The sequence below is a fragment of the Mycolicibacterium austroafricanum genome (genome assembly GCF_902705885.1).
In the GTDB taxonomy this organism is placed as follows: domain Bacteria; phylum Actinomycetota; class Actinomycetes; order Mycobacteriales; family Mycobacteriaceae; genus Mycobacterium; species Mycobacterium vanbaalenii_A.
This window is the reverse complement of sequence record NZ_CACSIP010000013.1, coordinates 28,729-54,607: the sequence shown is the minus strand read 5'-3', so window position 1 is coordinate 54,607 and position 25,879 is coordinate 28,729. Positions and strand designations below refer to the sequence as shown.

Sequence of the window (25,879 nt, the reverse complement as noted above, 5' to 3'; positions counted from 1 at the left end):
AACAGTATCGTCTGGCAGGGCGATCCGCACGAGCTTTTGATTGACTTAAGTCAGAAGGACCCGTTAGATGGGCAGCACTCGTGGAGGGGAATCGCTGATGGCGTTGAAACAGTTCGACCTGAGTGGTGAGGTCGCCATCGTGACCGGGGCAGGCAAGGCGTCGGCCAGGACATCGCGCGGGTGATGCGCAGAGTAGTGCAGTTCTCCACCGGCAACGCGGGACGCCATGCGTTACGGGCGATCATCGGCAGACCCGATCTTGAACTGGTGGGTGTGCACGCCTCCGGTGCGAACAAGATCGGTCGCCACCGGCGACCTGGACGCGTTGATCGCGCTGAAGCCGGACTGTGTCGTCTACACGGCGCTGGGGGAGACCCGGCCGGTGGAGGACATCCCGCCGACCGAGCTGATCCGCGGGTTGATGTGGTGAGACGGTCAGCTGGCAACCGACGGATGGTCGACGGGAGCCCGTGGCCCATTGTCGGTGTGCCACCCGGATCGTCCGGTCCAGACCACGGGATGACAGCACTGCGCGAGGCGGTCGAGTCGCAGCAGAGCTGACGAAAGCTCATCGACCAGTGGCAATTCGCCGTTCGGATCGCATGCGGAGAGAAGACGCCGCACCGAGCGGTTGCCGACGATCACCCAGTCCACATCGCTGCGGGTGCAGTGCACGCTGGTGAAATGAAGCGCGGTGAACCCGGCAGTCCCGAAGAAGTCGACGGCGCGCAGGTCGAGAACCAGTTGTCTGGAACCTCTCGTGTGGCGTTCGACGTAGCGGCCCAGGGCACGTCCGTTGACCGCGTCGACATCGCCCATGACGGCCACACAGATCCTGGTCGACGATGGCTGTCGAACGGCGAAGGTCGCCCCGCCGCACCGTTGTGTCCCGACCGCTGATGCCGGGTCCGGTCGGAAGATCAGGTTGTCACCGTGTGCGGTCATCGCTCACATCCCCCGGGTTGTGTTGCATCAGAGCTGTTGCGGTACGCCAACGGCGCCGACGTACCCAGGCTGGGAACTCAACCGCTTGTGAGGATAGTGCGGATTCAGTTGTCTGTCCGCACCTTGAGAAAACTCTGATTCTGCCGCGCTAGCTGCCGGTTCCCGTCGGAGGCGGCCCCGGCAGCGGCCACCATGTAGCGCTCAGGCGCTCAGGTGCGACGGAATCCGTCGTCAAGTGCGGGTCGGCGCGTTGACCGCCTGGGCGATCGCGGTGTCACCGGAGATGACCTCGAACGTCTGACCGGCGGTCTCCGGGGTGTCGAGCACCGCGAGCAGGACGGCCGCCACGTCCTCGCGGGGGATGCTGGCGCGACCGGTCTCAGTAGCGATCGTCACCAGGCCGGTCCCCGGGTCGTCGGTGAGCAGACCCGGACGCACAATGGTGGCGTCGAGTGTGTCGCGGCTGCGGATGTTGTCGTCGGCGGCGCCTTTCGCGCGCAGGTAGGTGACAAAAACGGGATCCCCGACATCATCGGGTGCGTCCGCGTCGGCTCCCATCGACGAGATCATCACGTAGCGGCGAACCCCTGCCTGTTCGGCGGCGTCGGCCAGCAGGATCGCCGCGTTTCGGTCCACGGTTTCTTTGCGTGCCGCTCCGCTGCCCGGACCGGCGCCGGCGGCGAACACCACCGCATCGGCCCCACGCAGATGGGTGGCGACGTCGTCGGCCGACGCCTCCTCGAGGTCCACCACGACGGCGTCTGCTCCGACGCGCTCCAGGTCCGAAGAGTGCGCCGGGTTGCGGACGAAGCCCGTCACCGTGTCGCCGCGCTGGGACAGCAACCGTTCCAGGGACATCGCGATCTTGCCGTGCCCTCCGGCGATCACCACGTGCATCGTCGTACCTCCTAGATCGTCGTACCTCCTAGGTCGCGAAGACCTGTGAATCGTCGGCGAACGCTTTGAACTCCAGAGCATTCCCGGCGGGGTCGAGAAGAAACATCGTCCACTGCTCGCCGGGTTCACCCGCGAATCGCACGTACGGCTCGATGACAAAATCGACGCCCGCGGTGCGCAGCCGGTCGCTGAGCTCGTGGAAAGCCGTCTGGGAAAGGATCAATCCGAAGTGGGGGACCGGCACGTCGTGTCCGTCGACGGGGTTGTGGACCGCAGCCATCCGGTCGGGCGCCAGATGGGTGACGAGTTGGTGCCCGTGCAGGTTCCAGTCAACCCAGGTCTGGTCGCTGCGTCCTTGCTCGAGACCGAGCACTTCACCGTAGAAGTGGCGGGCGGCGGCCAGATCGTCGACCGGCACCGCCAGATGAAACCGCGGGATCGCAGAGGCGAAGACACCCATGGCGCCATCCTACGGACCATTCGCCTCACTGAACTCGGGCGCGCAACTCCCGCTTGAGGACCTTGCCGTAGCTGTTCTTCGGCAGCTCGTCGACGAACTCGTAGCGCTTGGGCCGCTTGAACCTCGCGATGCGTTCGAGCAGGTGCGCGTCCAGGTCGGCCGCCGCGACCTCGCCGACGATGAACGCGACGACGACCTCGCCCCACTCCTCATCGGGAGCGCCCACCACGCCGGCCTCCACGACCGCGGGGTGCTCGAGCAGTACCTCCTCGACCTCGCGCGGGTAGATGTTGCTGCCACCGCTGATCACCACGTCCTTGGACCGGTCGCGCAGCGTGAGGAAGCCGTTGGCGTCGAAGGACCCCATGTCGCCGGTGTGCAGCCAGCCGCCCTGCAATGTCGCGTCGGTGGCGTCCGGGTTGTGCCAGTACCCGGACATCACCACGTCTCCGCGGCAGACGATCTCGCCGATCTCCCCGATACCGGCGGGCGCGCCGTCGGGACCGAGCACCGCGACGTCGACGCCGGAGCGCGCGTACCCGACCGAGCCGAGCACCGCGTCGGAAGCCCATCCGTCAGCGGCGACATGGTCGGCCCGGCGCAGACCGGTGATGGTCATCGGTACCTCGCCCTGCCCGTAGAGCTGGACGAAGATCGGACCGAACGCCGCCATCGCCTTCTTCAGGCTCTCGACGTACATCGGTCCGCCCCCGTACACGATCGTCTGCAGATTGCGGGGTTTGGCACGCCCGGTCTGAACCAGCCGGGCCACCATCGTCGGTGCCAGAAAGGCGCTGCACCCGGGGTGCTGTTCGCACAGGTCGAGGAATTCCGTCGGCTCGAACACCCCCGACGCCGGCACCACCTGCCGGGCACCGCGTAACACATAGGGCGGCACATACAGTCCCGATCCGTGTGACATCGGGGCGCCGTGGATCAGGCTGCAGTTCTGGTCCGGTGCATCGAAGTCGGCGAGGTGTGACACCGTCATCGCCATCAGGTTGCGGTGCGACAGCATCGCGCCCTTGGAGCGTCCTGTGGTGCCGCTGGTGTAGAACAGCCAGGCCAGGGTCCCGGGGTCGGTGAACCGGGGTGGGTCCGGCATCTCAGCGGCACAGCGGCTTTGGTACCGCTCGCCGCCGATGGTCTCGACAGGAACGGCAGTCCCGGCCTCCAGCTGGGCGCCGATCTTGGAGGAGGCGAAGATGCGGGTGGCACCCGAGTCGGCGACGATCTGTTCCATCTCGCGGGGATGCAGCTTGTAGTTGATCGGCACGAAGACACACTCTGCCGCCCAGATCGCGAACATCAACTCGACGATCTCCGGGCAGTTTTCGCTGGCCACCGCGACCCGTGCGCCGTACCCGAGCTCACGAAACGAACCAGCCAGCCGCAGCGCCCGCTCCCGCAGAGAGGACCACGAATGCACTTGGCGCTCGCCGTGATACACCGCGCCCCGGTCACCGTGCCGGGCTGCGGCCTGGTCGAGCAGGGCGAACAGGTTCATGATGAAGACCCACGCGGGATCCATTCGGCGTTCAGCGCAAAATCGGACAGGTACTTAGTCGAACTCCACCCGCCGTCGACGACGATGGTCTGCCCGTTGATGAAGCTGCCACCCTCAGAGCACAGGAACGCCACCGTGGATGCGATGTCCTCGATCTTGCCCAGCCGTTGATGCGGCGTCATCTCGGTGTTGATCTTGCGGAAGCGCTCATCCTCGAGGCGGGTGGCCACCATTGGCGTGAGGGTCACACCGGGAGCGACTGCGTTGCACCGGATTCCCTGCGCGCCGTACTGGCAGGCGATGTGGGTGGTCAGCGACGTCAGGCCACCCTTGGCGGCCGAGTAGGCGCCGCCTCGCAGGCCGCCGACCACCGCGAACGTCGACGTCACGTTGATGATCGCCGACCCCGGCTCCATGTGGACGACGACGTCGCGTGCCAGCCGGAACGGTGCGCGCAGCATGAGACCCAGGAAATAGTCCAGCGACTCGTCGTCGGTCTCGTGCAGCGGTTTCGGGCTGCCCACACCGGCATTGTTGATCAGGAAGTCGATGCGCCCCCACCGATCGAGGGCCGCAGCGACGATCTGCTGTGGCCCGTCGTCCGCGGTGAGATCCACCGCCAGCGTCGCGATCCGATCGGGATCGCCGACGGCTCGCTCGAGCTCTGCGAGCCGGTCGGGATCGCGGCCGGTGCCCAACACCGCCATGCCCTGCTCGGCAAGCATGGTCGCGCAGCCGAACCCGATGCCGCTGCTGGCACCCGTGACAATCGCCACCTGCATGTCAAGCACCTTCCATGAGCTTCGCCTTGATCGTGTGTTTGAGGACCTTGCCCGCAGCGTTTTTCGGTAGCGCCTCGAACAGCACCACGTCCTCGGGCGCCTTGAACTTCGCGACCCCGCGATCGGCCAGGAACTTCCGCAGCTCTGAGACGTCGGGCCCGGGTGGGGTGGTGGGAACGAGGGCCGCGCAGGCCCGCTCACCGGTGCGGGTGTCGGGGACGCCGACGATCGCGATCTCGGTGATCTGTGGATGCGTGATCAGAATGTCCTCGACCTCTTTGGGAGAGATGTTCTCGCCGTTGCGAATGATGATGTCCTTGGCGCGGCCGGTCACCACCAGGCAGCCGTCGTCGGTGAAGCGGCCGAGATCTCCGGTGCGGAAATAGCCTGCGTCGTCGAAGGAGTCGCGATTGTCCTCCGGATGCAGATAGCCGGCGAGCATCTGGGGTCCGCGGGCGCGGATCTCACCGTCGACAAGCCTGATGTCGGCGATGCCGGGACGGCCGTCGGTGTCGGCGGCGCTGTCGACGTCACCGAGGGAACCGACGGTGGTCACCGGCACCTCTGTGGAGCCGTACACCCGGGTCACGCAAGCACGCTCGAAGTAGTCTGCGGCGCGGCGGATCAGCGACGGCGGGACCGAGGCGCCACCACAGATGAACACCTTGAGATCCGGAAGGCGGGTGTCGGCCCGCTGCGCAGCGGCCAGCAGCCCCTCGAGAAACGTTGTCGCCCCGGCCATGTGGCTGCATCGGTGCTCCAGCATGAGCGCCACAGCGGCGTCGGGATCCCAGCGTTGCATCAGAACGGCCTCGGCGCCCAGTAGCAGCGGGCACTCGAACGCGTAGATCGATCCACCGATGTGGGCGATCGGAGACGGCACGAGAAACGTGTCGCCGGGCGCGATCATCCAGTGCTCACCCAGCTGAGTGATCAGCGCGTTCAGTGAGGCATGGCTGTGCAGAACGCCTTTCGGCCGGCCGGTGGTTCCGGAGGTGTAGAGGATCATGCGGGTGGCGCCGGGGTCCAGGGCCGGCAGCGTCCCGCTGGTCGACTCGCCGAACAGATCCTCGAACGCGGTGTGTTCCCCTGCGTCGCCGCGTACCACCACGACCTGCGGAGGTGACGGCAACCCACGGACCACCCGGTCGAGCATCGCGGCGTAGCCGTGGCCGGCGAAGGTGTGCGGGATGAAGATCATCCGGCTCTCGGCGTCGGACAGGATGAAGGCAAGCTCGTGGTCACGTAACGACGGCAGGATCGGGTTGACGACCATGCCCGCCAGCGTGGTTCCCAGGTAGATGACCGCGGCCTCGCGCCAGTTCGGCACCATGAACGACACCACGCTGCCGACCGGCATCCGCGCGAGCAGTGCGTGCGCCAGCGCGGTCGCCTGATCCAGCAGTTGCGCACAAGTCACCCTGTTAGCGTCGTCCCGCAACAGAACTCGGTCGGGGGTGGCACGTGCCGCGTGACGCAGCGCGTCGGCCAAAGTCGCGCTCCCGGGGCTCTCTGTGCGTCCCGGCCCCGGCCTCATTGTGCGTCCCGGCTCCGGCTTCATTGTGCGTCCCGGCTCCGGCTTCATTGTGCGTCCCGCACGCGGCGCATCGTCATCGTGTGCCTGAACCTCGACGCCGGATGCGTGTTGACCGTCACCTGGGCGATCTGACCGTCGGAAGTGGTGTAGCTACGCTGCATCTGCAGCGCAGCGGTGCCTGCCTCGACCTGCAGGTGCTCGGCGATCTCGGCGTCGAGGATCACTGCGGAGATCTCCTGGTGGACCTCGACGACGCTGACGCCGAACAGATCTTCGATGAGCGGGAAGATCGGTCCGGTGTGGCGGTGCAGCAGCCTGCCGACCGCCGCGAAGCCGCGATTGATGTAGTACTCGGTCCGGCAGATCGGCGCCGAGTCTTCATCGGCGCGTCGGTATCCGCTCACCGCAAGCCATTCGGTGCCCGCCGCCAGCCCGGTGAGCTCCGAGAGCGTGCGGTCGACGGTGATCATGGCGTTGGTGTCGATCGCGAAGCGGGCGCCCTGGGCGAAGGCGAGCAGGTCGTCGATCGACATGACGTCCTGCTCGTAGGAGTTCGTGTTGGGGCGGGGGACCACCAGGGTGCCCGCCCGCGGACGGGACGAGACCAGATGGTCGTCCCGCAGCCGGCGCAACGCCTCGCGAATGGTGTAGCGGCTCACCGAGAACCGTTCACAGAGCTCGTGTTCGGTGGGAAGCTGCGAGCCCACCGGGTAGACCCCGTCGACGATCTCCTTGCGGAGCGCGCGTGCCACCTGCAGGTAGCGGTGTTCGCCGGCCGTGGTGGTCATGTTCGGCGCACCGCCAGCACACTGCCGTCACCGTCGGCCGAGATGTACAGCGTGCCATCGGGTCCGCTGGTCACCCCGGCGAACGGACCCTGTGGACCGGAGAACGGCGGCATCCCCTTGAGTGGCTTGGGCTCGACGCCGGGCGGGGGACCGACGGGCAGGCCCCTCGCGATGGTGCTCCGATCGTTCGTGTTCAGGTCGATCTCGACGAGTTCCTTCGCGCCCGCGTCCACGATGTAGAGCCGACCGTCGTGGACGTGGATGCCCTGCGGCCGCTGCAGGCCTTCGGCCACCGTCTCCGCCCCGCCGCCGGTCAACCGCACCACCCGGCCCGCCCCGGACTCGGCCACCAGTGGGGCGCCGTCGAGATCGAAGGCCACACCGACAGGCTGCCGCAGCCCGGAGGTCAGCGTCTCCACGGCGTCACCGCGCAGACTCAGGACCCGTCCGGTACCGAGTTCGGCGAACACGATCGCGCCGTCACGGTCGACGGCGACGCCGTAGAGCTGATCGAAGTCGGTTGCCAGATAGTCGGTCTCGCCCGCCGCCGGCCGGTATCGCGCGACCTGTCCGCCAGAGGTGGTCACGACGAACTCACCGGAGCCGACCGCCGCGACGCCGCGCAGGAAGCCGGGGTAGCCCGGAGAGAACAGCATGCCGACGGTCTGCAGTGCGCCCTCGGGGGTGACGGCATAGAAGTACGTGCCATCGGCGACGTACAGCTGCCCGTCGTCGGCGACGGTGAGGTCGAGCGGCCAGTTCAGGCCACCTGGCAGCACCGTTTGTGTGTGCTGCCCGGGAAGGATCTCGGTGATTTCACCGGTGAAGTTGGACGCGAACAACCGATCGCCGACAAACGTGAGATTGTCCAACCCCGGGCTCAATTGGGCCAGCAGCGCCTGGTCACCGGTGCGCGGATCGATGCGCAGCACCTGCCCGCTGGCCACCTGCGTCGACACCAGGTATCCGTGGGAGTCGAACTTCACGGCGTCGGGAACCCCGAGGTCGCCTGCGACGCGCTGCGGCTCGCCACCGTCGGGATCGATTCGCCAGATCTCGTTGGCCGTCATCAGCGGGAAGTACAACAACCCGTCGGGGCCCACCTCCATCGCATTGGGAGAGGCCAGGTCGTCGAGCAGGATCCGCGGTTCGCCGCCGTCGAGCGGGAGTTCCATCAGCCGGCCGCCGTCCCGGCACTCTCCGACGAACAGGCGGCCCCGGTGCACGGTGATGCCGTTCGCGCACGGTAGGTCGGCGCGCAGCACCCGGGTGCGACCCGCGGGGTCGCGCGCGCTGACCCGGCCGTCCATCACCTCGGTCGCGTACAGCGTGCCGTCGGCGCCGAAGGCGACGTCGTCGGGCGCGACGATGTCCCCGCCCTTGGCGCTGACGGTGTCCACCACCCCGGTCTCCAGGTCGAGAGCGCTGATCTGGCTGCCCGTCACCTGCGCGACATAGATGCGTCCATCGGGGCCCGTGCGCAGGCCGTTGGCGCCGAACAGCCGGCTCGGTGCAGTGACCCGCTGGAGCTGCCATCCCGCAGCCGTGGTCGGGTCCTGCGCAACGTACCTGGCGTTCATGCGTTCGGACGTTAGCAAGCTGCCCTAGTCCAGACAATAGCGCGCACGCGGCGACAGAATCGGCCTTGACGGCCGTATAAGTCCTGCGGAATAGTGTTCTGCAATATGCAGAGTATCATTATTTGTCCGGACAAGTGAGATGTCGCCAGGCCTGGAAATCAACCTCGGCGGCCGCGTGGTCGTCGTCTCCGGCGCAGGTGGTGGCGGTATCGGAACGACGGTGACGCGGCTGGCCGCCGAGGCGGGCGCCACGGTCGTGGCGGTGAGTCGCTCCACGGAGAATCTCGAACAGCACGTGGCTCCCCTGGCGCAGCGCGGGCTGTCCGTCGTGCCCGTCGCTGCTGACGCATCCACCGACGACGGCATCGCGACGGTCATCGATCAGGTCCGGCGCACCGACGGAAATCTCCACGGACTGGTGAACATCGCGGGCGGTGCCGCTCCCGCGACCTGGATGCCCGCCACCCGCGTGAACCGGGACGACTGGCGCGCCCTGTTCACCGCGAACCTGGAGACGGCGTTCTTCATGAGCCAGGCAGTCGCCACCGAGGTCCGCGCTCAGGGGAACCCGGGGTCGATCGTGTCGGTCTCCTCCATCAGCGGCATGAACACCGCCCCGTTCCATATCGCCTACGGGACGGCGAAGGCCGCGGTCGTCGCGATGACGCGCACCATGGCCGTCGAGTTGGCCACGGAAGGCATCCGGGTCAACGCCGTCGCTCCCGGCGTCACCGAGACGGCGGCGTCGGCCACCTACGTAGACGAGGACCCTGAGCGTGACCGAACCGCGATCGCCATGGGTCGTCGCGGCACACCCGACGAGCAGGCCGGGGCCATTCTGTTCCTGCTGTCGGACCTGTCGAGCTACATCACCGGCCAGACCCTGTTGGTCGATGGCGGCCTGAACCTGAAGTGGACCCATCTGGGCGCCGACAACACGTCGCTGTTCCTCAAAGACGAGTCCTTCCGAGCAGCCATGAGGAGGATCTGATGACCGATCTCGACGCGAACGTGGATGTCGCCGAGGAATTGTCGGAGCCGATGACCATCGGTGTCGACGCCTACATCTCGGAAGAGTACGCCCGAGCCGAGCGGGACCGACTGTGGCGAAAGGTGTGGCAGCAGGTCGGGCGGGTCGCGGAGATCCCCGAAATCGGCAGCTACCTGACCTACGACATCCTGGACGACTCGATCATCGTCGTACGAACGGGCGCGAACACCTTTTCCGCCCACCACAACGTGTGCATGCACCGTGGTCGAAAGCTGGTCGACACGCCCGAAGGCGACAAGAACACGGTCGGTCGCACCCGGAAATCCTTCGTGTGCGGATTCCACGGCTGGACATACGGTTTGGACGGATCGTGCACCCACATCCGCGAACAGGACGACTGGAAGGGCGCGCTGACACCGCAGAACACCCACCTCGTTCCCGTCCGGGTGGACACCTGGGGGGGTTGGCTTTTCGTCAACATGGATCCCGACTGCGAGCCGCTGGCGGACTACCTGTTCCCGGCGGCGAAGATCCTCGACCCCTTCGGGCTGGAGAACATGCGCTACAAGTGGCGCAAGTGGCTGTACTTCGACTGCAACTGGAAAGTCGCGCTCGAGGCCTTCAATGAGACCTACCACGTGTTCACCACGCACCCGGAGTTCAACAAGTTCGGGGAGTTCAAGGGCTGGGCCAAGGCGCAGGGCAGGCACAGCAACATCGGCTACGACGCACCCAAGGGGATGGACGAGACCAAGTCCAAGATCCGCCTCGGCACCGGCGACGACCCGCGCGTCTCCACCGCGGAGATGCAGATGTACACCTGGGAACAGACCAACGCCACCACCACGGAAACGCTGGTGAACGCGGCCAAGCGACTGGTCGACGAACTGCCCGAGGGCACCCCGGCCGACAAGGTGCTGCAGCACTGGCTGGCCTCGGCCCGTCGCGACGACGAGGCCCGCGGCGTGATCTGGCCGACGATCCCGCCCGACATTCTCGGCCAGAGCGGGACGGCGTGGCAGATCTTCCCGAACCTCCAGATCGGTCAGGGCCTGACCAGCGCGCTGTGCTACTCCGCCCGGCCAGATCCGAGCTACAACCCCGACAAATGCATCTTCGAGGTTGCCGTGTTCGAGCTGTACCCCAAAGACCAAGAGCCGCAGACCGAATGGCAGTACACCCCCAAGGACAGCCCGAACTGGTTGTCGGTGCTTCCGCAGGACTTCTCCAACATGGCCGCGGTTCAGCAGGGCATGAAGTCGGCGGGCTTCCCCGGGACCAAGCCCAACCCGTACCGCGAGCGAAGCACCGTCAACCTGCACTACCAGCTGTCCAAGTACATGGGAACCGGCGAACCCCAGGAACTCTGAGCGATTTGGGCGTGCTTGTCGCCGCCCACCGACGATGAACACGCCGAAATCGCCACGAAGAGGAGAGACATGGAGACCTGCGGTCCCACTGACACGCCCACCGACATCGACATTGCGGCACTGCGCGAGAAATACGCGCAGGAGCGGGCCAAGCGACTGCGACCAGAAGGCGCCAAGCAGTATCTGGAGCTCAAGGACGATTTCGCCGAGTTCTACGAGATCGATCCCTACACCACGGTGACGGAGCGCGACCCCGTGGTCGAGAACGCCGAGGTCGTGATCCTCGGCGGAGGTTTCGCCGGGCTGCTGGCCGGCGCGTACCTGAAGAAGGCCGGGGTCGAGGGCGTCCGCGTGATCGAGATGGCCGGCGACTTCGGCGGCGTGTGGTACTGGAACCGCTTCCCCGGAATCCAGTGTGACAACGACGCCTACTGCTACATCCCGCTGCTCGAAGAGCTCGACTTCATGCCGAGCAAGAAGTTCGCCGACGGCGCGGAGATCTTTCAGCACTGCCGCAACATCGGTAAGCACTTCGGCCTGTATGACGGCGCATTGTTCTCCACCCAGGTCCGCGAACTGCGCTGGGACGACTCCCTCGAGCGGTGGCAGATCAGCACGGACCGCGGTGACGACATCAAGGCCCGCTTCGTGGTCATGGCCCAAGGGTCGTACAACCGTCCGAAGCTGCCCGACATCCCGGGCATCAAGAACTTCGCGGGGCACGTCTTCCACTCCGCCCGCTGGGATTACGACTACACCGGCGGCGACGCCGACGGCGGCCTGGACAAGCTGGCGGACAAGCGCGTCGCACTGGTCGGCACCGGTGCCACCGGTGTGCAGCTGGTGCCGCACCTGAGCCGAGACGCCAAGCAGCTCTACGTATTCCAGCGAACCCCTTCATCGGTGGACGAGCGCGCGAACACGCCGACCGACCCGCACTGGGCCGCCGGCCTGCAGCCGGGCTGGCAGGAGGAGCGCAAGCGCAACTTCCACAACTGGTCACCGTTCGTCGGAGTGGTGTTCGGCGAGCCGGATCTGGTGTGCGACTTCTGGACCGAGCTCGGCCGCAACCTGACCGCGCGCATCGCGGGCAGCGAGGATCCCACGGCGGTGACGATCGAACAGATCATGGCCTTCCGGGAAGAGGAGGATTACAAGATCATGGAGCGGCTGCGGCGCCGCGTCGCAGCCGTGGTCGACGATCCCGCGACGGCGGAGGCCCTCAAGCCGTACTACCGGTTCATGTGCAAGCGACCGTGTTCGAGCGAGGAGTATCTGACGGCCTTCAACCGGCCGAACGTGACGCTCGTCGACGTGTCCGCCACCAAGGGAGTGGAACGGTTGACGGAGAACGGGATCGTCGCCGACGGTGTCGAGTACGACGTCGACTGTGTGATCTTCGCGAGCGGGTTCGAGATCTCCACCGAGATCAGCCGACGATATGCGATCGATGCCATCGAAGGGCGCGACGGGCTGTCACTCTTCGAGTACTGGCAGGACAGCTACAAGACGCTGCACGGCATGACCACCCAGGGCTTTCCGAACATGTTCTTCACCGGTTTCATCCAGGGTGGGGTTTCAGCCAACACCACCGCGATGTTCGAGCAGCAGGCAAAGCACATCGCCTACATCCTCGCCGAGGCGCAGAATCGCGGCGCCACCACGGTCGAGCCGAGCGATGAGGGACAGAGCGCCTGGGTCGCGACGGTCAGGGAACTGGCGATCGACAACTCGGCGTTCGAACTCTCCTGCACACCCGGCTATTACAACAACGAGGGCCGTGGCGGTGCGGAAGGCAACGGCTCGTTCCTCGGCGACTTCTACTCGCCCGGTTTCTACGCCTTCGATGAGCTGCTCGCTGAATGGCGCGACGCGGGTGATCTCGACGGCCTGACCCTGAAGAGTGGGAATGGGTGACCTGAGATTCGACGGCCGCGTCGCCGTCGTCACCGGCGGCGGCAGAGGCCTGGGCCGCGCCTACGCCCTGCTGCTGGCATCGCAGGGAGCGAAGGTCGTCGTCAACGACCCCGGCAGTGCACTCGACGGTGACGGTGCCGACTCGGGCCCCGCCCACGACGTGGTGCGCGAGATCGCCGGCGCCGGCGGTGAAGCCGTGGCCAGCACCGACTCGGTTGCGACCCCCGCCGGTGGACAGGCGATCATCGACACCGCACTCGAGCGCTTCGACGGCCTCGACATCCTGGTGCACAACGCCGGAATCGTGCGCCGGGCGTCGCTGGCGCAGATGACCTACGACGACTTCGAGGCGGTGCTCGACGTGCATCTGCGCGGCGCCTTCCACGTGGTCCGACCCGCGTTCCCGCGGATGTGCGACGCGGGCTACGGGCGCATCGTGCTGACGTCCTCGATCGGAGGTCTCTACGGAAACCACGAAGTGGCCAACTACGCGGTCGCGAAGGCGGGGGTGATCGGGTTGTCCAACGTCGCGGCGATGGAGGGCGCCGCGCGCAACGTGGCCAGCAATGTGATCGTCCCTGCGGCGGTGACCCGGATGGCCGAAGGCATCGACACCTCGGCCTACCCGCCGATGGGTCCCGAACTCGTCGCCCCGGTCGTGGGTTATCTCGCACACGAAACCTGTTCGGTCACAGGGGAGATGTTCATCGCGCTGGCCGGCCGGGTGGCGGCTGCCACCGTCGCGGAGGCGCCGGGCGTGTACCGTCCCTCGTGGACGATCGCCGACGTCGCCGAGCACCTCTCGACGATCCGAGACATGTCCGAACCCGTCAGGTTCCCGGTGGTGCCGGACGGACACGGGGACCACATCAGGTACAGCTTCGCGATGGCGGCGGCCGGCCATGCCTGAACCGAAGCCTGGTCCGTTGGCCGGGGTGCGCGTGGTCGACCTCACCGCGATGGTAATGGGCCCCTACTGCACACAGATCATGGCTGACATGGGCGCCGAGGTCATCAAAATCGAACCGCCGCAGGGTGATAACACGCGCTATATCTCGGTGGGTCCGGTATCGGGGATGAGCGGGGTGTTCGTCAACGTCAACCGCGGCAAGCGCAGCGTGGTGCTGGATCTACAGGAGGAATCGGGCAAGGCCGCGATGCGGGCGCTGATCGAACGCGCCGACGTCTTCATCCACTCGATGCGGTCCAAGGCCGTGACCAAGCTCGGGTTCGGTTATGCCGACGTCGCGGACATCAACCCCGCGATCGTCTACACGAACTGCTACGGATACGGGCGGCGGGGGCCCGAACGGGACCGTCCGGCCTACGACGACACCATCCAGGCAGAGTGCGGATTGCCCTATGTGCAACAGCAACTCACCGGTGAGGCCGACTACGTCGGCACCATCATCGCCGACAAGGTGGCCGGGTTGACGGCGCTGTACGCGACGATGATGGCGCTGTTCCACCGCGAGAGGACCGGCGAGGGACAAGAAGTCGAGGTCGCCATGTTCGAGACGATGGCGTCCTTCATGCTGGTCGAACATGCCAACGGTGCCATGTTCGACCCCCCGCTCGGGCCTGCCGTCTATCCCCGCACGGTGGCGCCGAACCGGCGTCCGTACCGCACCAAGGACGGCCACATCGCCGTGCTGATCTACAACGACAAGCATTGGAACGCCTTCATCGCCGCGGTGCAGCCGCCGTGGGCGTCGGACCTGTACGCGACCCTCGAGATGCGCGCCCACCAGATCGACGCGGTGTACGGACTGGTCGCCGAGACCCTGGCAGAGCGGACGACCGCCGAATGGTTGGCGCTGTTCGGTGAACTGGAGATTCCTGCGGCACCGCTGAACACTCCCGATTCGTTGTTCGACAACCCTCACCTCAACGCCGTGGGCCTGTTCGAGACCGTCGACACCCCGCACGGCAAGGTGCGGTTCCCCGGCGTGCCGACGTGGTTCTCCCGAACTCCTGGCAAGGTGCGCGGTCCGGCGCCGGAACTGGGTGCCGACACCGCGACGGTGCTCGAGGAGCTCGGGCTGGACCCCGCGGCCGCCGGAGGCGCCCCGACGCCGACATTCGATGCGATAGGTCCGGGGTAGGGGCGCCAATGGATTTCGACATGGGCAAGCGGGCCGCCGCTCTGCGCCGAGAACTACGGGATCTGGTCGACGAAGAGGTACCCGAACACTTTCTCGGCGCGTTCACCGACGATCCTGCTGACCTGCAGACCGCGCAGCGGTTCTGTCGCACCCTGGCCGCACGCAACCTGCTGTGCCTGGCGTGGCCCGAGGAGTTCGGTGGCGGGGGAGCGACGGTCTGGGAACAGACGGTGGTTCGCGAGGAGATGTGGGCGCACCACGAACCGCGCGGTGCTCAGTACATGGGCGTCAACTGGGTCGGGCCGATCATCATGCGCCACGGCACCGCCGAACAGCAGAGCACCCACCTGCCGCCGATCGCCGCCGGGGAGGTGATCTGGTGCCAGGGCTTCTCCGAACCCGAGGCGGGTTCGGATCTGGCGTCGCTTCGGACCTATGCCCGGCGCGCCGACGATGGATCCGAGGGCTGGCTGGTCAGCGGCCAGAAGATCTGGACGTCGTACGCGACGATGGCGCAGTGGTGCTTCCTGCTGGCCCGCACGTCCCGGGTCGGAGAAGGCGCCACCCAGAAGAAGCAACAGGGCCTGACCGTCTTCCTTGTGCCGATGGACGATCCGGCCATCACGGTGCGGCCCATCGGCTGCATGATGGGCCCGCACCACCTCAACGAGGTGTTCTTCGACGACCTGCGGGTCACCGAGGCCGACGTGCTGGGCACGGTCGATCAGGGCTGGTCGATCGTGCAGGACGTGATGTCTTTCGAAAGGGTTGGCATCGCCAGGTATGCCCGGTGTGAACGGCTGCTCGCTGCCGCTCCCGAGGTGCTGGGGGTGCGGTGGGACGAGCTGCCCGCCGAGTTGCGCGGCCGCTGGGTCCGGATGCTTACGCACTGCCGTCGCGCCCGGCTGCTGGCCTACCGGGTGGTCGCCCTGCAGGCCAGCGGTCAGATCACGCCTGGCGACGCGGCCGCCTACCGCATCGCGGTGACGAAGCTTGACCAGGACAGCGCCGAGGTCCTGATGGACATCGCGGCGGAGGTGCGGCACTCCGATGCCCGCGCGGAATGGTTCCTCGCTGAGGTCGAGGACCATTGGCGCTACTCTCAGGCCTCCACGGTGTCGTCGGGAAGCATTGAGATGCAACGAATTCTGCTGTCCCGTGCGATGCTGGCGGGAGGCAGGAAGTGATCCTGGACCTCAGCGAAGACGCACTCGAGTACGGGCGCCAGGCCCGGCACGCTTTTGAGACCGCCGGCGGGGACCGACTCGTGGAACAGGCCCAAGCGGCCCCGGATGTCCGGGAGTCGTTGGTTGCGCCGGTGCTCTCCGGGCTCGGCGCGTGGGAGCTCGATCCGCGCGCCGACACCGACGGCCTGGAAGCGGCCGCCGCACTGTGCCGCAGCGCGGGTTACTGGGCGCTGCCCTATCCGTTGGCCGAGCGCCTGTCCAAACCGGTCGATCTGGAGGTCGACGGCCTGATCGTCGTCGGCGCGACCCGGCCGGCCGGCACGGTCGCCGGACTCCGATCACACTGGGCAGCGGTCACCGTGGACGGACACCGCAGCCGGGTCACCGCGGTCGGACCGGCCGGGGCGGGATTCGTCGCCGAACTGGAATTGGCGCCGATCGACGATGCCGGCTCACGGGATGTGGCGCTGGGTCTGGTGCTGCCGTGCTGGACTCTGCTCGGCATGCTCGACCGTGCGCTGGAGCTGACGGTGGCGCATGTGACGCTGCGCAAGCAGTTCGGCCAGTCGCTGTCGTCGTTCCAGGGCGTGCAGTTCCAACTGACCGACGCCGAGGTCGAGCGCAGCGGGCTGGACGTTCTGGCCAAACATGCGCTGTGGAGCATCGCCACCGGTCAGCACGGAGCACTCTATGACGCACTGGCGCTGCGGATGTCCGCGATCGAGGCAGCCGACGTGGTGTTCCGGGTGTGCCATCAGTTGCACGGCGCGGTCGGCTTCTGCGACGAGACCACCCTGTCGTGGCTGTCGCGCTACAGCCAGCCGCTGCGGCGCCTTCCGTTCGGGCTGTCCGCCACCCGCGATCACCTCACGCGCACCGCCGGGCGGCGCGGCCTGTCAGGACTGTACTCGTGAACGAACTGGACGACTTCCGTACCGAGGTGCGGGCCTGGTGCGCCGAGCACGTTCCGGCGGACTGGCGCACCGCGCAGTCCGGGGTCGCCGACGAGGAGTTCGTCCGGTTCCAGAAGGCATGGTTCGCCGAACTGCACAGCGCGGGCTTCGCGGTCCCGCACTGGCCGGCGGAGTGGGGCGGGGGTCCGCGGACGCGAGGAGCAGAAATGTCGACGCGGACGCGAGGAGCAGAAATGTCCATGCCGGTGGAGAAACAGGTGGTGCTCTACCAGGAACTGGCCGCCCACGACGCCCCGCGGTTGGTGCTCGCCTTCGTCGGAATCCACCACGCGGCATCGACGTTGCTGGTCGCCGGCACCGAAGAGCAACGGCGACGGCATCTGCCGGCGATCCTCGACGGCGAGATCTGGGTGCAGGGCTTCTCCGAACCCGAGGCCGGGTCCGACCTCGCGTCATTGCGCACCACCGCACGCCGCGTCGGCGACGAGTTCGTGGTCAGCGGGCAGAAGTTGTGGGCGAGCGGCGGCATGCACGCCGACTGGTGCCTGCTGCTGGTCCGCACCGATCCCGAAGCCCCGAAACGAAAAGGCATCTCGTACTTTCTGCTCGACATGACGACGCCCGGTGTCGAGGTGCGCCCGATCCGCAACGCCGTCGGCGACTCACACTTCTGCGAGATCTTCCTCGACGAGGTGAGAGTCCCGGCCGCCAATCTGATCGGAGCCGAGAACGCCGGCTGGCGGGTAGCGCAGGAGACGCTCGGCGCCGAGCGGGGGATGACAATGCTGGAGCTCGCCGAACGCCTCGCCAACGCCGGGCTCCGGCGGCTGGTGCGGTCCGCGCCGGTCGACGATCCGATTGTGGCCGACCGGCTCGCCGGGTTCGAGACCGAGATCACCGGGTTGCGCGGCCTGTGCCGGCGACTTGTGGAGCACGGCCCCCGTGGGCCGGCGGACGCGTCGATCGTCAAGCTCTACTACAGCGAGCTTCTGCAGCGGCTCACCGACTTCGCCGCCGAGATCGGCGGGCCTGCGGCGCACACCGTGTTGACGAAACCGATGTCCAGCGGTTGGGAGTCGGGCGCGTGGGTACTCGATTTCGTCGGCTCCTGGGAATGGACGATTCCCGGCGGCGCCAGCGAGATCCAGCGGACCATCATCGCTGAACGCGCGCTCGGCCTGCCGCGAGAGCCGAGCGTGGTGTGATGGCCGCCGACGAGTTCACCGAGTTTCACGACGAGTTGCGTTCGGTCGCAGGTGACCTACTGGCCAAGGATCGCGAGGTCGGTTGGGCGATGCTCGTCGACGCCGGCTGGACCGGGCTGGAGGTGCCCGACGCGCTCGGCGGCGCCGGGGCGACCTTCGGCGAGACCGCTGTCATCCTCGAGCAGATCGGCCGGGCATCCAGCGCCAACAGCTACCTGGGCTCGGCGGTGCTCGCGGGTGGTCTGCTGAACCTGCTGCAGGACAGCCAGATACGCGACGAACTGTTCACCACCGTCGCCGACGGTCCCAGCAGGCTGTGCGCAGTGGCCGGTGACTTCGTGATCGACGACGGGCGGGTGAGTGGGCGCGCGGAATTCGTCGCCGACGCCGTCGGTGCGGACCGCCTGCTGCTGATCACCGCGACCGGGGTCGCGGTGGTGCCGCCCACCGGGCTGACCGTGCAGGCGCAGCCCGTCGTCGACGAGACGCGCCGGCTGGCCGCGGTCACCGCCGATGCCGTCGAGATCGACCAGGTTCTGGAGTTCGCCGGTGATCCTGCGGCGGCCACCCAGGCCTTCCACGACCGAGCCGCGGTGGCGATCGCCTGCGACAGCCTGGGCGTGGCCGCGCAGATGCTTACAGCCACCGTCGATTACCTGAAAGTACGCCACCAGTTCGGCCGTCCGATCGGGTCCTTCCAGGCCGTCAAGCACGCGTGCGCGGACATGCTCGTCGCCGTCGAGGTGTCGCGGCAGCTCGTCGCTGAAGCGGTGGGCGCAGTCTCCGATAACGCCGACGCGGGGGTGGCGGCGGCGATGGCGAAGTCGTACACGTGCTTGGCGGCCGTCGACGTCGCAGGCAAGGCCATGCAGCTACACGGCGGCATCGGCTACACGTGGGAGAGCGGCATCCACATCTACCTCAAGCGCGCCGCGTTGAACCGTTCCCTCTTCGGTTCGCCTGCAGCACAACGACAAAAACTCGCACAGCGATACCGATGAAGGAGCACTGATGGGCGTACCCGTATACAAACGAATTCTCGACCTCTTCGAGGCTGAGGGGGTCAACACGCTGTTCGGCATCCCCGACCCCAACTTCGTGCACATGTTCACCGAGGCCGAAGCCAGGGGATGGTCTGTCGTCGCGCCGCACCACGAGCTCAGTGCCGGCTTCATGGCCGAAGCCGCGTCCCGGATGACCGGTAAGCCCGGGCTGTGCATCGGCACCCTCGGACCCGGCGTGGCCAACATCGCCGGGGCGATGATGTGCGCGCTCGTGGAGAACTCACCGGTGATCTTCCTCGGTGGCCAGCGCGCTCGCGTCACCGAACGTCGGGTGCGCCGCGGACGCATCCAGTTCATCCAACAGGAAGGGCTTTTCACGCCGTCGGTCAAGTACAGCAGCTCGATCGAGTACGCCGACCAGACCGACGAGATCATCCGCGAGGCCGTCCGCCGCTCGATGTCCGGAACGCCCGGGCCCAGCTACATCGAGTACCCGTCGCACGTCATCCTCGAAGAGCTCGACGTCCCGGATCCGTTGCCGCCCAACAGGTATCGCCTGGTCGACCAGGGTGCAGGGGAACGGGAGGTCGCCGAGGCGGCCAGGCTGATCCGCGACGCCAAGAGCCCGATCCTGCTCGTCGGCCACGGTGTCCACACGTCTCGCACCCAGCAGCAGGTCAAGGAGCTGGCCGAGCTGATGGCCTGCCCGGTGATCCAGACCTCCGGCGGCACATCGTTCATCCCGGGACTGCAGGAGCGCACGTTTCCCTATCTGTTCTCGCCGGCCGCCAACGAGGCGGTCGAGGAGTCCGACCTGTGCGTCGCGCTGGGCACCGAGCTCGGTGAGCCGATGCACTACGGCCGCACCCAGCACTGGGCCGGCAACGACGCGAATCGCAAGTGGGTTCTGGTCGAGCAGGACCCGACCGCGATCGGCGTGAACCGGCCCGTCGACGTGCCGCTGGTCGGCGATCTGCGTGGCGTGGTCCCGCAGCTGGTCGAGGCGTTGCGGGAGACCCCGCGGGCACCGTCGGCGACACTCGAGGCCCTGGTCAAGGCCGACGCCGCCGAACTGGCGCGGGTGGCCGACGAGGCCCCCAGTGGCCGGACGCCGGTGCACCCGGCGCGCTACGTGGTCGAGGCGACGAAGGCGTTCGCCGAACTCGACGACGGCATCATGGTGCGTGACGGCGGTGCCACCGTGATCTTCCAGTGGACGTACTCGCAGTCCAAACCGCGCGACGTGATCTGGAACCAGAACTTCGGGCACCTCGGCACCGGCCTGCCGTATGCCGTCGGCGCCTCGGTCGCCGAAGGCGGTAAGCGTCCGGTCATGCTGCTGACCAGTGACTCGGCGTTCCTGTTCCACATCGCAGAGTTGGAGACCGCAGCGCGCCGGAAGTTGCCGCTGGTGTGTGTCGTGGGTGTCGATCACCAGTGGGGTCTGGAGGTGGGCGTGTACAAGCGCACCTTCGAACAGCCGTCCCCACAACCCGGCGTGCACTGGAGCAAGGATGTCCGGATGGACAAGATCGCCGAGGGCTTCGGCTGCCACGGTGAGTACGTCGAGAAGGAAGAGGAGATCGGGCCGGCGATCGCCCGCGCCTACGCCAGCGGCAAGGTGGGTGTGGTGCATGTGTGCATCGACCCGACCGCCAATTCCGAGGAGATGCCCAAGTACGACCGGTTCCGGACCTGGTATGCAGAAGGCACCCAGTAGCCGGGCGATTTAGGGAAGGCTAGACCCATGCGTGAGTACCTGAAGTTCTACATCAACGGCCAGTGGGTGGACCCGGTCGAGAAGCGATCCCTCGACGTCGACAACCCGACCACCGAGCAGGTCTCCGGCCAGATCGCCATCGGGAGTGCGGCCGACGTCGACAAGGCGGTCGAGGCCGCCCGCAAAGCTTTCACGACCTGGTCACAATCCACCCGCGAGGAACGCCTCGAGGTGCTCGGCAACATCCTGACCGAGTACCAGAAGCGCGCCTCCGATCTCGCCGACGCGGTCAGCGAGGAGATGGGCGCCCCCGCATCGCTGGCCGCTGGTCCGCAGGTGAACATGGGCCTCGGGCACCTGGCCACCGCGATCGACGTGTTGAAGAACTTCGAGTTCGAGCAGCAGCACGGCAGCACCCTCGTGGTCAAGGAGCCGATCGGCGTCTGCGGCCTGATCACACCGTGGAACTGGCCGATCAACCAGATCGCGTGCAAGGTCTACCCGGCGCTGGCCACCGGCTGCACCATGGTACTCAAGCCGTCGGAGGTGGCCCCGTACTCGGCGCAGATCTTCGCCGAGATCATCGACGCCGCAGGCGTTCCCGCCGGCGTGTTCAACATGGTCTACGGCGACGGCCCGGGTGTCGGTGCGGCACTGTCGAGCCACCCGGACATCGACATGGTGTCGTTCACCGGGTCCACCCGCGCCGGCATCGACGTGGCCAAGAACGCGGCACCGACGGTCAAACGGGTCACTCAGGAACTCGGCGGCAAGAGCCCCAACATCGTGCTCGACGACGACGACTTCGCCAGGAGCGTGGCCGCCGGGACGAAGGTGATGATGATGAACAGCGGCCAGAGCTGCAATGCTCCGTCGCGCATGCTGGTGCCGAACTCCCGGATGGACGAGGCAATTGCGATCGCCGCGGAGACCGCAGGAGCGGTGAAGGTCGGTGACCCGGACGACAAGACCGCGATCGGTCCGGTGGCGTCGAAGGCGCAGTTCGACAAGATTCAGGCGTTGCTGCAGAAGGGCATCGACGAGGGCGCCACCGTCGTCGTCGGTGGTGTGGGCCGCCCCGATGGACTCGACACCGGCTACTACGTGAAGCCGACGGTCTTCGCCAACGTCACCAACGACATGACGATCGCCCGCGAGGAGATCTTCGGCCCGGTGCTGTGCATCCTCGGCTACGACGACCTCGACCAGGCCCTCGAGATCGCCAACGACACGGAGTACGGACTGGCCGGCTACGTCTCGGGGGCCGATCTCGACAAGGCGCGTTCGGTGGCCCGCCGGATCCGCGCCGGGTCGGTCGCGATCAACCACGGTTTCGACCTGAACGCGCCGTTCGGCGGCTACAAGCGCAGCGGCAACGGCCGCGAATGGGGGAATTTCGGGTTCGACGAGTACCTGGAGACCAAGGCGGCGCTCGGCTACACGCCCCAGTAACCAGCGAATGTACGGTTTTTGACGGATCTCGGCGGTTTTCCGTCAGAAACCGTACTCTCGGGCGCATACGCGCGGACGGTGCCCTCGGCCTCGCTACCGCTCGCAGGTGACCTCGCAGGTGACTTTGTCGCCGCTACGGAAATTATGCTGTTTCATGGAGGGGCGGATACCCCGTGGCGACGCCGGGTATCCGTGAGTAAACGCTGACACAGCGGGTAGACCCGGCGAGAAGCTTCGCAGGGATAAGGGTGGCGATGACGATGGACAGCAAGTTCCCGGACGTGGTGGTGACCGGGGTTGCGATGACAACAGCCCTGGGGACCGACCCCGAGACCACATGGCAGGCACTGCTCGACGGCCGGAGCGGCATCCGCAGGCTGCAGGACTCGTTCGTCGACGAATTCGATCTGCCGGTGCGCATCGGCGGTCATCTATTGGAGACGTTCGACCATCAGCTCACCCCCGAGGAGGTCGAGCAGTGGTCTTATCTGCAGCACATGGCGGTCGTCCTGGGACGGCGGGTGTGGGAGAACGCCGGGTCACCGGACGTCGACACCCGCCGGCTCGCGGTCTCCATCGGGACCGGCATGGGCGGTATCGAAGAGATCCTGTTCGCCTACGAACATCTGCGTGAGGGACGGCTCGATCAGGTGTCCCCGACCGCGGTACAGCAGTACGCGCCGAGCGGTCCTGCGGCAGCGGTCGCGCTGGAACGTCACGCCCGCGCCGGGGCGCTCGCCCCCATCTCAGCCTGCGCGTCGGGATCGGAAGGCGTCGCCCAGGCCTGGCGGCAGATCGTGCTCGGTGAGGCCGACATCGCCATCTGCGGCGGCGTCGAATCCAGGATCGAGGCGGTCCCGATCGCCGGGTTCGCCAAGATGCGCATCGTGCTGTCGAAGAACAACGACGATCCCGAGGGCGCATGCCGGCCGTTCGACCGGGACCGGGACGGGTTCGTGTTCGGCGAGGGTGGGGCGCTGCTGGTGATCGAGACCGAGGCGCACGCCAAAGCGCGCGGCGCGAAGATCCTGGGCCGGTTGATGGGAGCCAGCATCACCTCCGACGGCTTCCACATGGTGGCTCCCGATCCGGACGGCAGGCGTGCCGGGTTTGCGATGAGCAGGGCGATACAGCTGGCGGGCCTGGCCCCGACCGACATCGACCACGTCAACGCGCATGCCACCGGAACCACGGTCGGCGACGTCGCCGAGTCGGTTGCGATCAACAACGCGCTCGGCAGCCACGCTCCGGCGGTGTACGCCCCCAAGAGCGCGCTCGGGCACTCGGTCGGAGCGGTGGGTGCGGTCGAAGCGATCCTGACGCTGCTGGCCCTGCGCGACGGCATCGTGCCTGCCACCCGCAACCTGAAGAACCTCGACCCGGACATCCACCTCGACGTGGTGGCCGGCAGCCCGCGCCCCGGCAACTATCAGTACGCGGTCACCAACTCGTTCGGGTTCGGCGGCCACAACGTGGCCTTGGTGCTCGGCCGCGCCTGAGCGGAGCCGATCAGGCCTTGGTGAGGGTGAACTGCCCGAGCTCGCTGATACCGCGCTTGAAGAAGTCGCTGCAGCCGACCAGGTACTTCATGTACCGCTGGTAGACCTCCTCGGACGTGGCGGCGACGGCCTCGTCGTGGTGGGCCTCCAGCGCCTCGGCCCACGTGTCGAGGGTGCGGACATAATGCTCGTTGAGAAGCTGCTTCTGCTCCAGCGAGAACCCCGCGTCGGCTGAGAGTCCGATGATGTCGTCGTCGCACGGCACCGAGCCGCCGGGGAAGATCTCCTTGGCGATGAACCGCATGAACTTCAGGTCCGACATCACGATCGGGATGCCCAGCTCGGGCCAGCGCTTCAACGGGTGCCCCAGGATCGCCTGGATGACGAACCGGCCGCCGCTGGGCAGGAAGCTGTGGCACGCCTTGAAGAACGGCGCGTACCGCTCCTGCGGGAACGCCTCGATCGCCTCCAGGCTGATGATGCGGTCGACGGGCTCGTCGAACTGCTCCCAGCCGCGCAGCAGCACCCGCCGGGTGCGGTCGGTGTCGATGCCGTCGAGAAGCTCCTGGACGAACTTGGCCTGGTTCTTGCTCAGGGTCAGGCCGACGACGTTGACGTCGTACTTCTCCACCGCCCGTTGCATCACCGAGCCCCAGCCGCAGCCGATGTCGAGCAGCGTCATCCCGGGCTGCAGATCCAGCTTGCCGAGGGCGAGATCGATCTTCGCCATCTGCGCCTCGCCGAGCGTCATGTCGTCACGCTCGTAGTACGCGCAGCTGTAGGTGCGGGACGGATCCTGGAAGAGTCCGAAGAACACGTCGGAGAGGTCGTAGTGTGCCTGGACCTCTTCGAAGTGGGGCTCCATCGTGTTGCCTGTTTCCCGCGGTTCCCCCGTGCTCTCGACCATAGGTCGACCGACCTCCATCCGAACCGTGCGGCCACTGTTCTCGTGCGCTGACAATCAGGCTACGTCTGTGGCCACAAGTTACTACACGGCCGTCAGTTACTTCTTCTCGCAGGTGAACTGGACGACGTCGGTGTAGCCTTCACGGAACAAATCGGCACATCCGTCCAGGTACTTGAGGAATCGCTGGTAGATCTCCTCGGAGGTGATCGCAATGGCCTCATCCTTGTTGGCCTCGAGGTTCCTCGCCCAGGTGTCCAGCGTCTTGACGTAGTGCGGCTGCAGGTGCTGCTCCCGGGTGACGGTGTAGCCGGCCTTGACGGCGTGGTCCGTGACCATCGACGCCAGCGGCAGACGGCCGCCGGGGTAGATCTCGTCCATGATGAATTTGATGAAACGCACCCGCGACATCGTCAGGGGCAGGCCCTTGGCCTTGATCTCCTCGTCCTCCGGGATGGTGATCGTGTGCAGCATCTGGACGCCGTCGTCGGGCATCCAGTTGTAGGTCTTCTTGAAGTAGTCGTCGTACTTGTTGAAGCCGAAGTGCTCGAACGCGCCGATCGAGACGATCCGGTCGACCTTGCCGTCGAAGTCCTCCCAGGGCTGCAACCGCACTTCCATCGTGCGATCGCTCGTGGAGTTGGCGAACCAGTGATTCTCGATGTGCCGCTTCTGGTTCTCCGACAGCGTCAGACCGATGACGTTGACGTCGTATTTCTCGACCGCCCGCATGATGGTGGCGCCCCAGCCGCAGCCGATGTCGAGCAGCGTCATCCCCGGCTCCAGGCCCAGCTTGCCGAGCGAGAGGTCGATCTTGGCCATCTGCGCCTGTTCGAGCGTGTAGTCGTCCTTCTCGAAGTACGCGCAGCTGTAGACCTGGTTGGGGTCCTGCCACAGCTTGAAGAAGTCATTGGAGATGTCGTAGTGGAACTGGACTTCCTTCTTGTCCGACCCGCGTGTCTGCGACGCGGACTTCGACAACCACGCGGACTGTGCGGTGTTCGACTCTCCGCTTGAGCTGTTCGGCATCGACTCATCCTGTCTGCAAAAACCATTGTGACGTGCCCCACGGCACGCCTGTGCCTTTCTACTACCCGTCCTGCCGCTGCGGAAAA

22 protein-coding genes and 1 pseudogene are annotated in these 25,879 nt (G+C 66.7%); 13 read left to right on the top strand and 10 right to left on the bottom strand.

The annotated features are described in order from the left end of the window. Window positions 1-183 precede the first annotated feature (183 nt). A pseudogene (locus tag BEMPMBAN_RS10890) lies at window positions 184-394 on the top strand (dihydrodipicolinate reductase); the annotation flags it as partial. Between the two features lie 41 nt (window positions 395-435). Here BEMPMBAN_RS10890 and BEMPMBAN_RS10885 read toward each other — a convergent pair. The 8 genes from BEMPMBAN_RS10885 to BEMPMBAN_RS10850 form a co-directional block, all read right to left on the bottom strand. After that, entirely contained in the window at window positions 436-945 is a 510-nt protein-coding gene (locus tag BEMPMBAN_RS10885) for an STAS domain-containing protein (protein ID WP_159230402.1), read from the bottom strand. 231 nt (window positions 946-1,176) lie between these two features. Next, window positions 1,177-1,842 (bottom strand): SDR family oxidoreductase, encoded by a 666-nt coding sequence (locus tag BEMPMBAN_RS10880; RefSeq protein WP_159230401.1) that lies wholly within the window; start codon window positions 1,840-1,842, stop codon window positions 1,177-1,179. 28 nt (window positions 1,843-1,870) lie between these two features. Beyond that, complete coding sequence (locus BEMPMBAN_RS10875; RefSeq protein ID WP_159230400.1) at window positions 1,871-2,302, bottom strand: VOC family protein; 432 nt, start codon at window positions 2,300-2,302, stop codon at window positions 1,871-1,873. A 25-nt stretch (window positions 2,303-2,327) separates the two neighbouring features. Further along, on the bottom strand, window positions 2,328-3,809 hold the full coding sequence (locus BEMPMBAN_RS10870; protein ID WP_159230399.1) for an acyl-CoA synthetase: 1,482 nt from the start codon (window positions 3,807-3,809) through the stop codon (window positions 2,328-2,330). Continuing rightward, on the bottom strand, window positions 3,806-4,591 hold the full coding sequence (locus tag BEMPMBAN_RS10865; protein ID WP_159230398.1) for an SDR family NAD(P)-dependent oxidoreductase: 786 nt from the start codon (window positions 4,589-4,591) through the stop codon (window positions 3,806-3,808). The genes BEMPMBAN_RS10870 and BEMPMBAN_RS10865 overlap by 4 nt, the downstream gene beginning before the upstream one ends. Before the next feature lies 1 nt (window position 4,592). After that, complete coding sequence (locus tag BEMPMBAN_RS10860; protein ID WP_159230397.1) at window positions 4,593-6,128, bottom strand: AMP-binding protein; 1,536 nt, start codon at window positions 6,126-6,128, stop codon at window positions 4,593-4,595. A gap of 44 nt (window positions 6,129-6,172) precedes the next feature. Next, window positions 6,173-6,916, bottom strand: a complete 744-nt coding sequence (locus BEMPMBAN_RS10855) for a GntR family transcriptional regulator (RefSeq protein ID WP_159230396.1) — start codon at window positions 6,914-6,916, stop codon at window positions 6,173-6,175. Further along, the gene (locus tag BEMPMBAN_RS10850; protein WP_159230395.1) at window positions 6,913-8,496 is read right to left on the bottom strand and encodes an SMP-30/gluconolactonase/LRE family protein; all 1,584 of its coding nucleotides are present in this window, start codon (window positions 8,494-8,496) and stop codon (window positions 6,913-6,915) included. The genes BEMPMBAN_RS10855 and BEMPMBAN_RS10850 overlap by 4 nt, the downstream gene beginning before the upstream one ends. Before the next feature lie 139 nt (window positions 8,497-8,635). Between BEMPMBAN_RS10850 and BEMPMBAN_RS10845 the strand changes: the two genes are divergently transcribed. The 12 genes from BEMPMBAN_RS10845 to BEMPMBAN_RS10790 all read left to right on the top strand — a co-directional run bounded on the left by BEMPMBAN_RS10845 (window position 8,636) and on the right by BEMPMBAN_RS10790 (window position 23,860). Beyond that, the gene (locus BEMPMBAN_RS10845; RefSeq protein ID WP_159230394.1) at window positions 8,636-9,487 is read left to right on the top strand and encodes an SDR family NAD(P)-dependent oxidoreductase; all 852 of its coding nucleotides are present in this window, start codon (window positions 8,636-8,638) and stop codon (window positions 9,485-9,487) included. Continuing rightward, on the top strand, window positions 9,487-10,857 hold the full coding sequence (locus BEMPMBAN_RS10840) for an aromatic ring-hydroxylating oxygenase subunit alpha (protein WP_159230393.1): 1,371 nt from the start codon (window positions 9,487-9,489) through the stop codon (window positions 10,855-10,857). Before BEMPMBAN_RS10845 ends, BEMPMBAN_RS10840 begins: the two co-directional genes overlap by 1 nt. Before the next feature lie 69 nt (window positions 10,858-10,926). Then, window positions 10,927-12,774, top strand: a complete 1,848-nt coding sequence (locus BEMPMBAN_RS10835; protein WP_159230392.1) for a flavin-containing monooxygenase — start codon at window positions 10,927-10,929, stop codon at window positions 12,772-12,774. After that, window positions 12,767-13,684 (top strand): SDR family NAD(P)-dependent oxidoreductase, encoded by a 918-nt coding sequence (locus BEMPMBAN_RS10830; RefSeq protein WP_159230391.1) that lies wholly within the window; start codon window positions 12,767-12,769, stop codon window positions 13,682-13,684. The genes BEMPMBAN_RS10835 and BEMPMBAN_RS10830 overlap by 8 nt, the downstream gene beginning before the upstream one ends. After that, on the top strand, window positions 13,677-14,879 hold the full coding sequence (locus BEMPMBAN_RS10825; RefSeq protein WP_159230390.1) for a CaiB/BaiF CoA transferase family protein: 1,203 nt from the start codon (window positions 13,677-13,679) through the stop codon (window positions 14,877-14,879). Before BEMPMBAN_RS10830 ends, BEMPMBAN_RS10825 begins: the two co-directional genes overlap by 8 nt. 8 nt (window positions 14,880-14,887) lie before the next feature. Beyond that, a complete protein-coding gene (locus BEMPMBAN_RS10820) occupies window positions 14,888-16,066 on the top strand; it encodes an acyl-CoA dehydrogenase family protein (protein WP_159230389.1) in 1,179 nt (392 codons plus the stop codon). Beyond that, window positions 16,063-16,980 carry an acyl-CoA dehydrogenase family protein gene (locus BEMPMBAN_RS10815; RefSeq protein ID WP_159230388.1) on the top strand — a complete coding sequence of 306 codons (918 nt, stop codon included), beginning with the start codon at window positions 16,063-16,065 and terminating at the stop codon, window positions 16,978-16,980. Before BEMPMBAN_RS10820 ends, BEMPMBAN_RS10815 begins: the two co-directional genes overlap by 4 nt. Then, a complete protein-coding gene (locus tag BEMPMBAN_RS10810) occupies window positions 16,977-18,185 on the top strand; it encodes an acyl-CoA dehydrogenase family protein (protein WP_159230387.1) in 1,209 nt (402 codons plus the stop codon). The genes BEMPMBAN_RS10815 and BEMPMBAN_RS10810 overlap by 4 nt, the downstream gene beginning before the upstream one ends. Next, entirely contained in the window at window positions 18,185-19,186 is a 1,002-nt protein-coding gene (locus tag BEMPMBAN_RS10805; protein WP_159230386.1) for an acyl-CoA dehydrogenase family protein, read from the top strand. The genes BEMPMBAN_RS10810 and BEMPMBAN_RS10805 overlap by 1 nt, the downstream gene beginning before the upstream one ends. Before the next feature lie 10 nt (window positions 19,187-19,196). Continuing rightward, a complete protein-coding gene (locus BEMPMBAN_RS10800; RefSeq protein ID WP_159230385.1) occupies window positions 19,197-20,909 on the top strand; it encodes a thiamine pyrophosphate-binding protein in 1,713 nt (570 codons plus the stop codon). A 27-nt stretch (window positions 20,910-20,936) separates the two neighbouring features. Beyond that, window positions 20,937-22,361, top strand: a complete 1,425-nt coding sequence (locus tag BEMPMBAN_RS10795; RefSeq protein WP_159230384.1) for an aldehyde dehydrogenase family protein — start codon at window positions 20,937-20,939, stop codon at window positions 22,359-22,361. A 260-nt stretch (window positions 22,362-22,621) separates the two neighbouring features. After that, entirely contained in the window at window positions 22,622-23,860 is a 1,239-nt protein-coding gene (locus BEMPMBAN_RS10790) for a KasA/KasB family beta-ketoacyl-ACP synthase (protein ID WP_425294961.1), read from the top strand. Window positions 23,861-23,870: 10 nt separating this feature from the next. Here the strand turns inward: BEMPMBAN_RS10790 and BEMPMBAN_RS10785 are convergent, their stop codons facing one another. After that, window positions 23,871-24,767: a cyclopropane mycolic acid synthase family methyltransferase gene (locus BEMPMBAN_RS10785; protein ID WP_159230382.1), complete on the bottom strand. Its 897-nt coding sequence runs from the start codon at window positions 24,765-24,767 to the stop codon at window positions 23,871-23,873. Between the two features lie 96 nt (window positions 24,768-24,863). Then, window positions 24,864-25,793, bottom strand: coding sequence for a cyclopropane mycolic acid synthase family methyltransferase (locus BEMPMBAN_RS10780; RefSeq protein ID WP_159230381.1), 930 nt, complete (start codon window positions 25,791-25,793; stop codon window positions 24,864-24,866). Window positions 25,794-25,879 lie beyond the last annotated feature (86 nt).